Source organism: Mucilaginibacter sp. P5_A4 (assembly GCF_056400605.1).
In genome coordinates, this window is the sequence record NZ_JBFUKX010000064.1 from 1 (window position 1) to 12,594 (window position 12,594).

At 40.7% G+C, this 12,594-nt stretch carries 13 protein-coding genes and 1 other RNA gene; 2 read left to right on the forward strand and 12 right to left on the reverse strand.

What is annotated here, in order from left to right; all coding sequences use genetic code 11:
* Positions 1-309 precede the first annotated feature (309 nt).
* Together AC1DQW_RS25000 and AC1DQW_RS25005 are read left to right on the forward strand one after the other, a co-directional pair.
* Positions 310-1,608 (forward strand): NAD(P)/FAD-dependent oxidoreductase, encoded by a 1,299-nt coding sequence (locus AC1DQW_RS25000; RefSeq protein ID WP_477456542.1) that lies wholly within the window; start codon positions 310-312, stop codon positions 1,606-1,608.
* A 59-nt stretch (positions 1,609-1,667) separates the two neighbouring features.
* Complete coding sequence (locus AC1DQW_RS25005) at positions 1,668-2,912, forward strand: cation:proton antiporter (RefSeq protein WP_477456543.1); 1,245 nt, start codon at positions 1,668-1,670, stop codon at positions 2,910-2,912.
* Position 2,913: 1 nt separating this feature from the next.
* On the opposite strand, the gene AC1DQW_RS25010 is transcribed toward AC1DQW_RS25005, so the two are convergent.
* The 12 genes from AC1DQW_RS25010 to AC1DQW_RS25065 all read right to left on the reverse strand — a co-directional run bounded on the left by AC1DQW_RS25010 (position 2,914) and on the right by AC1DQW_RS25065 (position 12,542).
* On the reverse strand, positions 2,914-3,522 hold the full coding sequence (locus AC1DQW_RS25010; RefSeq protein WP_477456544.1) for an FMN-binding negative transcriptional regulator: 609 nt from the start codon (positions 3,520-3,522) through the stop codon (positions 2,914-2,916).
* A gap of 56 nt (positions 3,523-3,578) precedes the next feature.
* A complete protein-coding gene (locus tag AC1DQW_RS25015; RefSeq protein ID WP_477420433.1) occupies positions 3,579-4,526 on the reverse strand; it encodes an N-acetylornithine carbamoyltransferase in 948 nt (315 codons plus the stop codon).
* Between the two features lie 25 nt (positions 4,527-4,551).
* Positions 4,552-5,679, reverse strand: a complete 1,128-nt coding sequence (locus AC1DQW_RS25020) for an aspartate aminotransferase family protein (protein ID WP_477456545.1) — start codon at positions 5,677-5,679, stop codon at positions 4,552-4,554.
* Between the two features lie 40 nt (positions 5,680-5,719).
* On the reverse strand, positions 5,720-6,076 hold the full coding sequence (locus tag AC1DQW_RS25025; RefSeq protein ID WP_477420429.1) for a four helix bundle protein: 357 nt from the start codon (positions 6,074-6,076) through the stop codon (positions 5,720-5,722).
* 49 nt (positions 6,077-6,125) lie between these two features.
* Positions 6,126-7,166: an N-acetyl-gamma-glutamyl-phosphate reductase gene (argC, locus tag AC1DQW_RS25030; RefSeq protein WP_477456546.1), complete on the reverse strand. Its 1,041-nt coding sequence runs from the start codon at positions 7,164-7,166 to the stop codon at positions 6,126-6,128.
* Positions 7,167-7,195: 29 nt separating this feature from the next.
* Complete coding sequence (locus AC1DQW_RS25035) at positions 7,196-7,591, reverse strand: cupin domain-containing protein (protein WP_477456547.1); 396 nt, start codon at positions 7,589-7,591, stop codon at positions 7,196-7,198.
* 2 nt (positions 7,592-7,593) lie between these two features.
* Positions 7,594-8,820 (reverse strand): argininosuccinate synthase, encoded by a 1,227-nt coding sequence (gene argG / locus AC1DQW_RS25040; RefSeq protein WP_477456548.1) that lies wholly within the window; start codon positions 8,818-8,820, stop codon positions 7,594-7,596.
* A gap of 106 nt (positions 8,821-8,926) precedes the next feature.
* Positions 8,927-9,574, reverse strand: a complete 648-nt coding sequence (locus AC1DQW_RS25045; RefSeq protein WP_477456549.1) for a GNAT family N-acetyltransferase — start codon at positions 9,572-9,574, stop codon at positions 8,927-8,929.
* A 432-nt stretch (positions 9,575-10,006) separates the two neighbouring features.
* Positions 10,007-10,969 (reverse strand): YpdA family putative bacillithiol disulfide reductase, encoded by a 963-nt coding sequence (locus AC1DQW_RS25050; RefSeq protein WP_477456550.1) that lies wholly within the window; start codon positions 10,967-10,969, stop codon positions 10,007-10,009.
* 167 nt (positions 10,970-11,136) lie between these two features.
* Positions 11,137-11,235: signal recognition particle sRNA small type (gene ffs / locus AC1DQW_RS25055), an RNA gene on the reverse strand.
* Positions 11,236-11,279: 44 nt separating this feature from the next.
* Complete coding sequence (locus AC1DQW_RS25060) at positions 11,280-11,903, reverse strand: 2'-5' RNA ligase family protein (protein WP_477456551.1); 624 nt, start codon at positions 11,901-11,903, stop codon at positions 11,280-11,282.
* Between the two features lie 18 nt (positions 11,904-11,921).
* The gene (locus AC1DQW_RS25065) at positions 11,922-12,542 is read right to left on the reverse strand and encodes a 2'-5' RNA ligase family protein (protein ID WP_477456552.1); all 621 of its coding nucleotides are present in this window, start codon (positions 12,540-12,542) and stop codon (positions 11,922-11,924) included.
* Positions 12,543-12,594 lie beyond the last annotated feature (52 nt).

A 12,594-nucleotide genomic window follows, 5' to 3' on the forward strand; every position in this document is an offset into this window, starting at 1 on the left:
GGTTTTCTGAGTTATCTATAACGTTTCCGCCAATTTTTATTACATGAAGCGTTTTTTTTACTGCTATTTTGGTTGGTTTTATTGAAACGGTCTCACTTTTGTTCATTCTTCACATTAATTTAATAATAGCATTGCCAATTTACTACCATTTTTAATAAAAATCTGTTAAAAGTAGGAAATTATGCTGTATTTTCTACTTAAATGACTAAGAAATGATTATTTATTTACAGTATTGTAAGTTTACAATTTGATTATGAAATAATTAGTAAACTTGGATTTAAGGCATTAAACTTGTTGTAAAATTGACCTATGGACAAAAAGAAGAGTGCTAAGCCCCGTATAGTAATTGTTGGCGGTGGATTTGGCGGACTTGAAGTAGCTAAAAATTTGAAGAATGCACCGGTAGATGTTTTGCTGCTGGATAAACATAATTACCATACTTTTCAACCTTTGCTTTACCAGGTAGCCGCTGGTTCTATCGCTGCAGATTCCATTGGTTTCCCAATACGCAGGATTTTTACTAAACAGGATAACTTTCGCTTTGCGCTTGCCGAAGTTCAGCAAATTCATCCTGAAACCAACACACTTACAACTGATATCGGTACCATATATTACGATTACCTGGTTATAGCTACCGGATCAAATACCAACTTTTTTGGTAACAAGGAAATTGAGCATTTTGCTATGCCGATGAAGAATATCCCGGAAGCGCTGAACTTACGCAGTTTGATTCTACAAAACTTGGAGATGTCGTTAGTTACAAAAGATCCCGAAGAAAAAGCGGCACTAATGACCTTTGTAGTAGTAGGTGGAGGCCCCACCGGCGTTGAACTTTCGGGTGCATTGGCTGAGATGCGTCAGCTGATTTTGATGAAGGATTATCATGGCTTGAGAAAGCATGATATGAAAGTTTATCTTGTTGAAGGTAAGCCCGATTTACTTGCTGCTTTTTCTCCGGCTGCATCAGCAAAAGCCAAAAAGTTCCTGGAAGAAATGGATGTAACCATTTTTAATAATGTGCATGTACAAAGCTATGATGGCGGACAGCTTAAAATAGATGATGGTACTATAATACTTACCCGCAATGTTTTGTGGGCTGCCGGTGTAAAAGGTGAGGTACCTGCKGGGTTGCCTGAACAGAGCATTGCCAGGGGAAACCGGATACAGGTGGACGAAAAAAGCAGGGTAAATGGTTATGCCAATATTTTTGCCATAGGCGATGTGGCAGCCATGATAACACCCGAAACCCCAAACGGGCATCCGGGTGTGGCTCCGGCAGCTATACAGCAGGGGGAATGGCTTGCCAAAAATTTAGTTCGTATTTTAAGCGGGGAAGTTGGAGTTCCGTTTAAGTATAAAGATAAAGGCTCTTTAGCAACCATAGGCCGAAACAAGGCTGTTGCCGATTTAGGTAAGATTCATTTACAAGGTTTTGTTGCCTGGTTGCTTTGGGGATTTGTGCATTTAATGTCCTTAGCTGGTTTTACCAATAAAGGAACAGTGTTTTTTAGCTGGGCCATCAATTATTTTGCTAAAAACAGCGATAACAGGTTAATAGTGCGGTATTTTGACATAGAAACCCGTATGACCGATCCGGAATCCAAATAAAAATGCATCAGTTTTAAAACATTGTAGCGCTTATTTTATTAATAAAAAAGTAAGCGCCTATGGATCTGTTTGTTGTAATTACTTTATTGGTTATTGTAAGTGCCTTTTTCTCCTATATAAATGCGCGTTTCATTAAGCTTCCGGGTACCATAGGAACCGTTTTGATAGCAACAATTGTGTCAATTGTTATATTGATTGTTGATAAGTTAGATCCTTCTACAGCTAAATATTTAACCACACTTGCCAAAAATATCGACTTCTCCAAAGTGGTGCTTAATGTTATGTTGGGGTTCCTGCTTTTTTCAAGCGCGTTCAACCTTGATGGTGCAAAGCTTAAAAGAGAAATGCGCCCGGTGTTTATATTAAGCACATTGGGGGTATTGCTATCTACCACTATTTTTGGGTTCCTTTTATATTACCTGGCGCCTTTTTTTCATATCCATATGCCGCTCATGTATTGCTTTTTGTTTGGAGCACTGGTTTCACCAACAGATCCGGTAGCGGTATCAGCAATCGTAAAAAATTCAAAGCTCTCTACCCACCTCGAAACCATTATCTCGGGCGAATCGCTGTTTAATGATGGCATAGGATTGCTCCTGTTTGTGATTATTTTGGAGATAACAAAGGTTGGAGAGGATAGTATTGAGGCATCAAAGGTTTTAATGCTAATAGTTAAAGAGGTTTTTGGGGGCATATTGGCCGGTGCATTCATGGGGTACCTTGCCCAGCGACTGATGAAATCGGTTAAGGATTTTCAAACCATCGTATTGATCTCGTTGGCACTTGTTATGGGCTTATCGGTACTGGCAACTATTTTTAGTTTCTCGATACCTTTATCAATAGTAACTGCGGGCCTGTTTGCAGGCAGCCACTCCATAAACCAGGATAATAAAGAAAGATCGCACGAATCGTTGGAGAAATTCTGGCAGCTGGTTGATGAAATGCTGAATACTATTCTGTTTGTAATGATAGGTTTACAGCTAATTAATTTACCGTTTGTAAATAATTACTGGGTAACGGGCAGTATATCTATTGTGTTTATATTGTTGGCCCGTTGGTTAAGTATTATGTTACCGCTAACTTTTTTACGCCAATCCTTAAAAGTAAATTACAGTAATATTAATGTAATGACATGGGCTGGTTTAAGGGGTGCTATATCTATTGCGCTGGCTTTAACATTGCCGGCAACACCTTACCGCCATTTGATCTTATCTGGCAGCTACTTTATCGTAATATTCTCGGTAATTGTACAGGGGCTAACGCTTAACGCCATGATCAATAAGGCGTCGAAATTTATAGGTTAAGCTATTTTAATTTCGACATATACTTAGCTATTTCATTTTCGTTGGTATCTGTACTTTTTTCTAAAGAATTAATGATATTTTCTCTTTCTAAGGCCGATCGGTTTTGACTGAGCTTCTGTTTGGCCTGCAGATCATCCACCACAATTTCAAACGCAACTATGCCTTTCATCATTTTTTGTTTGTATTCACCAGGTAAGCCATTCCATTGCTGAAGATAAGCTGGTTCGTAATAGCTTATCATTTTAGCAAGCAGCGCAGTAGTTTCTTCACCTTCGGGGATGAGTGTTGCCTTGCCGTAGGCATGCACCGCTAAATAGTTCCAGGTAGGTACGTTGGTTTCCTTTTCGTAATTAGTGGGTGATATGTAGGCGTGAGGTTCGGTAAATATTACTAAAATTGGTTTATTAGTTATATCCAATGCCTGCGGATTTGCCTTCGCAAAATGCGAGAGCAAAACTATTTTATCATCGCGCAGCTCAATCAAAAAGGGGAGGTGTGTAGCCACCGGGATATTATTATCGGCTGTAACTATAGTAGCAAAGCTGTACCGTTGCATAAAGCTGATAGCTTCCTGCTGATCGGGAAATTTATTGAAAGAAGGTATATACATTGCAAAGAGTCAGGATATAAGATTCAAGAAACAAGACTTGTATAAATCCTGTGTGTTTACAAACTTTCCAGCATTTGCTTCAACACTGCCTGCGCAGCCCAAACCCGGTTACCAGCTTCATGTACAACAATGGAATTTGGGCCATCCAAAATCTCATCAGATAATTCGAGGTTACGGCGTACGGGCAGGCAGTGCATCACTTTGGCATTATTGGTTGCTTTCAGCTTTTCGTTAGTAAGCATCCATTCTTCGTTTTTACCCAGTATGTTACCGTAAGGCTCGTAAGCCGACCAGTTTTTTACGTAGATAAAATCGGCACCGGCCAATGCTTCATCCTGGTCATAAGTGATTTTGGCACCTTGGGTAAAATCGGCACAAAGTTCGTAGCCTTTGGGCTGAACTATGGTGAAATCAACATCAGCCCTGCACATCCATTCGGCGAATGAATTGGGAACGGCCTGTGGCAGGGGTTTAATATGAGGTGCCCAAGTTAATACAACCTTAGGACGCTCAGTATTTTTTAATTCTGTTATTGTGACTAAATCTGCCAAGCTTTGTAATGGGTGACGGGTGGCTGATTCCAGGCTCACTACCGGTACTTTACAAAATTCCACAAACTTGTTAAATATCATTTCGCTATAATCTTCCTCGCGGTTCCGCAATCCCGGGAATGAACGTACACCAATGATATCGGCATATTGCCCCATTACGCCGGCAGCTTCGCGGATATGTTCTACTGTAGTACCGTCCATAATCACGCCATCGCGTAACTCCAATGCCCATCCTTCTTTATCAATATTAAGCACCATCACGTTCATACCCAGGTTAAGGGCTGCTTTTTGAGTACTCATGCGGGTACGCAAACTTGGATTTAAAAACACCAACGCCAATGTTTTATTTTTACCCAGATCCTGGTGGGCATACGGATTTTGTTTAAGCGCCAAGGCCTCTTTTACAAGTGCATTGATATCGGTAACATCGTTTACAGAAGAAAATAGTTTCATCGGTCGGGAAAATTTATATTACGATCTATTGATTTAAAACATTTACAAAAGCTTCTAAGAACCTGTCTGCGTGGGCTTTGGTCAAATTCAAGGCTGGTAATAATCTTACCACGTTTGGTTTAGCCTCACCAGTAAAAATATTATGTTTAAATAAAAGCTCTTTACGTGCATGAGCCAATTCCTCGGGTAATTCAATACCTATCATTAAACCACGACCTCTAACTTCTTTAACTTGTTCAAGCTTTTTAAGCTCTTTTATCAGGTATTCGCCTACTGTTGCGGCATTTTGCATCAAGTTATCCTGCTCCATTACCTCAAGTACCGCTAAACCGGCCGCGCAAGCCAAATGGTTACCACCAAAAGTTGTGCCCAGCATACCGTAAGCTGGCTGTATTTTTGGTGAGATAATGATTCCTCCAACCGGGAAGCCATTACCCATGCCTTTTGCCATAGAGTAGATATCAGCATCAACACCGGCAAAATCCTGTGAAAAGAATTTACCTGTACGCCCGTAACCACATTGTACCGAATCGGCAATAAAAACAGCGTTATGCTCATCACAAAGGGAGCGGATCTTTTGCAGAAAACTTTCCGGCGCCACCTGGATCCCGCCAACACCCTGGATCCCTTCAATGATCACCGACGAAATTTCGTTATCGGCAAAAGCCTGTGCTAAAGCTGCTTCGTCTGCCCATGGTAAAAAGATCACATTGTCGGTCTCGTTAACAGGCGCAACAATTTTTGGATTATCGGTAACGGCAACCGCTAAAGATGTGCGACCATGAAATGCCTTTGTAAAGGCGATAACTTTCTTTTTACCATTATAAAATGATGCCAGTTTTAAGGCATTTTCATTAGCCTCGGCACCAGAGTTACATAGGAATAACTGGTAATCATCTTTACCGGATACTTTACCTAATTTTTGAGCCAGTTCTTTTTGAATGGGGATCTCGATGGAGTTGGAGTAAAAACCTAATTGATGTAGCTGGTCTTCCAACCGTTTTACATAATGAGGGTGGGTATGGCCGATAGATATTACGGCATGGCCACCATACATATCAAGGTATTCATTATCCTGGGCATCATAAACAAGGCTGCCCTGGCCTCTAACTATATTTATGGGATTAATAGGGTATACGTCGAATAATTTCATATCATTTAAGCTGAAAGCTAAAAGCCGAAGGCATAAAGCTTTATTTTCTAAGTGTTTTTATCAGGCCTATCAGCATTGCCTTAACTTCGTTTATTAACTTATTTGTTTGCTGAAACAAATCTTCAGTAATGTACGAGAGATCTTTACACATCAAACAGCAATATTCCAGTTCATGTGCCGAACCTAATGACTGATCTAAAAAATGAGCAAAATCACGTTCTGTATTTCTTCCACAACCTTCAACTATATTTAAAGGTATTGAATACGAAGCTCGTTTTGTTTGACTCATTAAATCATATTGTTCACTCTTTGGAAATTTTGGAAGTAGAGTTAGATAAACGAACATATTAAGTTCATGTGCTTTTTTCCATACTTCATACTTTTTGTAATCCCTCATATTTATTTTTCACGGCAACAGCTTTTTGCTTTCGGCCTTAGGCTTTTAGCTAAAAAGCGGTCGCCTTAAGTCGCAGCCCGGCTCGTTCATCCAGGCCGAAGAGCAAGTTCATATTCTGAACCGCATGGCCTGATGCTCCTTTAAGTAAGTTATCTAAAATGCTTATTATTAAAAGCTTACCTTTATGTTTTGTAATCTGCAGAAAGCATTTATTTGTGTTGACTACCTGTTTCAAATCAATATTATGACTGGTTACATGTGTAAACGGATGGTCTTCATAATATTCATGATAAAGTTTTAATGCTTCTTCGGCACTTAGGTCGCTATCTGTGTATATGGAGGCTATTATTCCACGGGTAAAATCACCACGGTAAGGGATGAAGTTTATGGCCTGGTTAAAATTAACCTGTAATTGTTTTAACGATTGCCCAATCTCGTTTAAGTGCTGATGGTTAAAAGCCTTATAAACAGATAGGTTATCGTTTCTCCACGTAAAGTGCGACGTAGCGGCTAAGCTTTGGCCGGCCCCGGTTGATMCTGTTGTAGCGGTGATATGAACCTCGTTCTTCAATAATCCTTTTGATGCCAATGGTAATAAACCTAATTGCAGGCAGGTAGCAAAGCAGCCTGGATTGGCGATATTATCAGCGGTTTTTATCGCCTCGCGGTTTAATTCAGGCAAGCCGTATACAAAGTTTTTATTTTTTATTTTTGAATTTTGGATTAACCTAAAATCCTGGCTCAGATCGATGATCTTAATATGATCGGGGATCACATTGGTTTCTAAGAACTTTTTTGCATCGCCATGGCCAACACACAGAAACAATACATCGATGGCATTTGATAATTCGCCCGAAAACCTAAGATTGGTATCACCAAACAGATCGGAATGCACTTCATACACGTGTTTGCCGGTGTTGCTGTTACTGTGCACAAAAATGATCTCCACATTGGGGTGATTGATCAATAGCCGAAGCATTTCGCCACCGGTGTATCCCGCACCACCAATGATGCCTGCACGAATAGGCCCCCGGCTCCCTGGAGAGGGAGTAAGTGAAGAATCTTTTATATTTTCAGTTGTTTGAGTCATAACTTTAATAATTATTCCGCCTTTAAGCGTTAGGGGGTAATCCTGTCATTATTTGTTGATGGATACGAATATAGAATAAACTCCAGGTCGCTCCGGTCGTTATTACTGATGAAGTGTTTCTGGCCTGGTAATATCTCAATACCCTGCTCTGGTTTTAAGACGGTAATTTTCCCATCGATGGAGAATGTTGCCCTTCCTTTTAAAATAAAGAAAACCTGCTTAGCCTTTTCGTGATAGTGCAATTGCTCTGCTGTATCAGGAGGCATCAATTCCTGTTTTACAGACAGCTCTTCGGTGTCAATAAATGTCCATCCATGACAGTCATCACCCCATTTATAGTGCTTTAAGCACTCGCCTTTGGAAAAAGCCACCTGGCCCCCTAAAGGAGCAATTGGAATGGCATGTAAATTGTCGTTTTCTGTCATGATTAGTCCTTCGCATTAATTGCTCCGCCCTTAGTGGGCTCGGGGGCATTAACCTTATGATAAATCATGACCTGGTTGCCAAATATTTTTGAGAAACCTTTAACATCCTCACCACTCCATGAATTGTTCATTTCGCCATAGCTGCCGAACTTATTTGACATCAGATCGTGATCAGATTCAATACCTATAACCTGGAAACGATAAGGGTGTAATTGTACAAACACTTTACCGCTTACATTTTGCTGTGTGTCGCTTAAAAAAGCTTCCATATTGCGCATGATAGGGTCATGAAACTGCCCTTCATGTAACCAGTTGCCATAAAAAGCTGATAACTGGTCTTTCCAGGTTAGTTGCCATTTAGTCAACACATGCTTCTCTAAAGTATGGTGGGCTTTAATGATCACCATCGGCGCTGCTGCTTCAAAACCTACCCGACCTTTAATGCCTATAATAGTATCGCCAATGTGAATATCGCGACCAATGCCATAAGGCTGCGCGATGGCCTGTAATGCCTGTATAGCCTTGGTGGGATGATCATATTTTTCATTATCGATACCCACCAGTTCGCCTTTTTCAAATACCAGCTCCAGGTTTTTCACTTCCGATTCGGTAACTTGTGTTGGCCATGCTTCTTCGGGGAGACCTAAGTTTGAGGTCAGCGTTTCTTTACCGCCAACTGATGTGCCCCAGATACCTTTATTGATAGAGTATTTTGCCTTTTCGAAGTTCATTTCTACACCATGGTCTTTCAGGTACTGGATCTCTTCTTCACGGCTCAATTTCAAATCGCGGATAGGGGTGATGATCTTTACTTCGGGAACCAGGATATTAAAGATCATATCAAAACGCACCTGGTCGTTACCGGCGCCGGTGCTGCCATGTGCTACAAACTCCGCACCAATTTCTTTAGCGTAATTAGCAATTGCTGTTGCCTGGCTTACGCGCTCGGCACTTACAGAAAGCGGGTAGGTGTTGTTTTTTAATACATTACCATAAATCAAAAAGCGAACACAGGTATCGTAAAAGTTTTTGGTTTCATCAACCACATGGTGTGATGTAACGCCCATTTTGTAGGCACGTTCTTCAACTCCTTTTAATTCTTCGTCGCTAAAGCCGCCGGTGTTAACAATTACCGAGTGAACTTCGTAACCAAGGTCCTGTGTTAAATATATACAGCAAAATGAGGTGTCTAATCCGCCGCTGTATGCTAATACTACTTTCTTTTTCATGTTTTAAAGCTTAAAGCTAAAAGCGGAAGGCTTAAAGCTTTTTATGTTTTCAATTTGTACGTGGTTTACTTTTATAATCCGGTTGAAGGCTTTCTGCCTTAAGCTTTCAGCTTTCAGCTTGTCCTATGCGCTTTTTTATCGCGTTCTCAATCCGTTCAAGCAAAGTGGCTTTATGTGTAATGCGTTTCATTTTATCTTCGTCCTGCTTTTGTTTTTCGGCGGGATCAAACAGCATGGCGGTGCACATGCAGTTTTTGCGGTCCTTACTCATCAGGATATCATAGTTAACGCAGCTTTTACAACCGGCCCAGAAGTTTTCATCCTGGGTTAGTTCAGAGTAGGTAACAGGCTCGTACCCAATTTCTGAATTAATACGCATTACTGCCAAACCAGTGGTTAATCCGAATATTTTAGCGTCGGGATATTTTTTTCGTGAAAGCTGAAAGATGGCATGCTTAATGGCTTTTGCCAAACCAACTTTACGAAACTGAGGGTTAACAATTAGGCCCGAATTGGCAACAAAGTCGCCATGGCTCCATGTTTCGATGTAACAAAAACCGGCCCAGGTGCCGTCTTTATGTAAAGCTATAACTGCCTTGCCTTCCAGCATTTTGTTGGCAACATATTCTGGCGAACGTTGTGCAATGCCCGTACCACGTGCTTTGGCCGATTCGGCCATTTCATCGCATATCATTGTGGCAAAATCTACATGCTGTGCTGTAGCAACCTGAATATCAAAATCTTGTATGGTCATTTAAATAGATATTACCGTTAAATTAATTGGCTTTTGATGCCTTAATAATTAGATGGCTTTTTTTAAAAGAAGTTTAATAACTCTTTTTGTTGTGGTTCAGGACGAGAAAGTAATTCAAACCCGTGGCATATAGGGCCTTCGTCGGGGAGGGCAGCATAAAAAAACAGTTGAACCCAAAGCAGCGGCAGCCGGAGCAAATGTTGCTCTTATTGCGGGCTTATTTAAGCTTGGTTGATTCATTTTTTTGATTGTATTACTGTGTTTTTAATTTGGGTGCAAATTAGGCCATAAATTTTTACTTATACAAGAAAAAAATGATTTAGTTGGTGGGAGTTAATTTGAAAATTTGAGGATTTGGAAATTTGAGGATCAATTATACCAGTTTAAGAAATTCTTTAATAGACGAATTAAGGTTCAAATTAACTCAATCAATCAACCATTCACTTTTTTCACTATATGATTCAATATCATATCCGCATGGATCCGTGAGTTTTCAATAAACCATAAATGTGTATCCATTCCGCCGCATACTACACCGGCCAGGTACAAACCGGGCAGGTTGGTTTCCATCGTTTCGTGATTGTATTGAGGGATAAATTTATCTTCGGACAGGATGATACCCAGTTTTTTCAGGAATTCGAAATTGGGTTTATAACCCGTCATCGCCATTACAAAATCATTGGGTATGGTGATGAGGCCATCGGCGGTTTTAATATCAACCTCATGCTCACGTACTGCTTCCAGGTTTGAGTTGAAATATGCCTTGATACTGCCTTCTTTTATCCGGTTGATAATATCCGGCCTTGCCCAGTATTTAACCCGGTTGCTGATCTCTGGACCGCGCACCACAAGGGTTACTTCGGCACCTTTACGGTAGGTTTCTAAAGCCACATCTATAGCCGAATTGCTTGAACCCACAACTACAACCTTTTGTGAGGTATAATAATGCGGGTCATGGTAATAGTGTTTAACTTTTGGCAGGTCCTCGCCTGGAATATTGAGTTTAACAGCGATATCATAAAAGCCCGTACAAAGGATCACTTTTTTAGCCTTATAGGTTGCTTTACTTGTAATTACGGTAAAACTGCCATCTTCGGCTTTTACGTTGGTAACCTCCTCAAATAAATTTAAAGGTAGGTGGTTTGATAAGGCAACTCGGCGGTAATACTCCAGCGCATCGTTACGGGTAGGTTTGTTATGAGCGGTTACAAATGGCACTCCACCAATCTCCAGTTTCTCGGAAGTGGAGAAAAACGTCATGGTTGAGGGGTAGTTGTACAGCGAATTAACCAGGCAGCCTTTTTCAACAATAATAAAACTTAAACCTGCTTTTTGTGCTGCAAGTCCGCAAGTCAGGCCGATGGGACCGCCACCTATTATTAGTATATCGAGCATGCTGCGAAGATAGGCAGTTTTTAAGAGAGATTCGCGGTAGCATATAACCGCATTTAGAACTTTTAATATGGAATAATGAATTTTGAATGTCGAATACCGATTTTTTGTTTGGCCAATATTCGCCGTTCGATATTATTACTTCCGGCCAGAAAAATATAGGCACAAAAAAAGGGTAAGCTACTTTTATCGCGCCGCTCAACTCTCTACCCTTGCTGTGTTCCCACCCTGGGGGAGTTCAAGAGGAGCTGGCCGTAAAAGACTTACCCCGGCGCAAATATAGAAAAATGATACGTTTTTGGTTAATAAATTGTTAAAAAAGGCTTATCTGCTGGCTTCCAGTGTTATAGGATTTTAATTGATTGAGCTGATAGTCGTTGTAACGACCGGTCAATGAATTTTGCGATCCATTGAAATCAAATTCACGGTAAGACTCGGATACAAATTCACCTTTTAGATACCTGACCCTTAAAATCGTAAATTTTGAAACCGTAAAACTGGCTTGTATTTTACGCTGATGAAAATGCGGCCACAGCAGGGTAAATTGCTCGGTTGTTAATGATCTGGCAATAGTAATGTGTGGGTTAGTACTCCCTTTACCCACAATTTTCCAAAGTAATTTGAACCAAAATTTATTTTGCGGACTTAACTCAAGCCGGGCATAGATGGTTTTATGATGGGAGCTATCTTCATTAAAACAATCAAACCCATTAATGTGGAGTGTTATTGGTGGTAAAAGGCTTAGCGGCCTTTTAAAAAGCGAAAATCCAGGTTCATGAAAATCGCCCGGGTTGGGATGATAATTATTCACCGTAATATGCGGAACAGCATTCATGCTGGGATACACCCCGATCACCCGCTTTGCTTCGTTCTTCAATTTATAAATATCGGTGTTGATGTGGCCCGGCAGATCAAGTAAAAAATGAAATGATGTCATGGTGCTCAATGTTAATGTTTAAAATAAATTCATCTGATCCTGGTCGGTTATATTGATTCGCCCGGCCTCAATATTGTCGATACCTATAAACCCGACCTGGTTTTTAAACTCGTACTTTTTGTAAAACTCCCATTTGGCATAAGCATCAAATGTATCGCGCTTTACAACTGTGAGGGCGTTTACCCAAAAGGGCTCCACCAGTTGTTTATGCTTAAAGTGCGGCCAGAGGATCTTAAAATCCTTTTCAGGGATGTTTCGGGCTATGGTGATGTGTGGCGTAAGGGTCTTTTTAATCTTCAGTTTCTTCTTTAGCTGACTAAACCATTCGTCAACAGCCGGGGTCGACCGGATATTGGCATAAATGGTCATTTTAGCATGCAGGTGCGGAAAATGGCCAAATCCATCCATGTGCAGTAGCACAGGCGGCAACTGCCTTAGGCTCGGCTCCATAACGCCATTGGTTTTTTCTTTCATGGAGTGTGTTTGCCTATCAAGGTGAAGGATGGAAATATGGGCTGGCGAATCCATACTTTGATAGTTGCCTATGAGTTTTGCCGAAGCTTTTTTATACCGCGCAACTTCGTGTTTCACCGTTTCGGGTGGCGATAAAAGCATCAGATAGTCTTCGTACATCGTCATAAGCCTGTTTTTAATTCACTCAAAAATGCTAATAAAATTAGCAAAATACCAA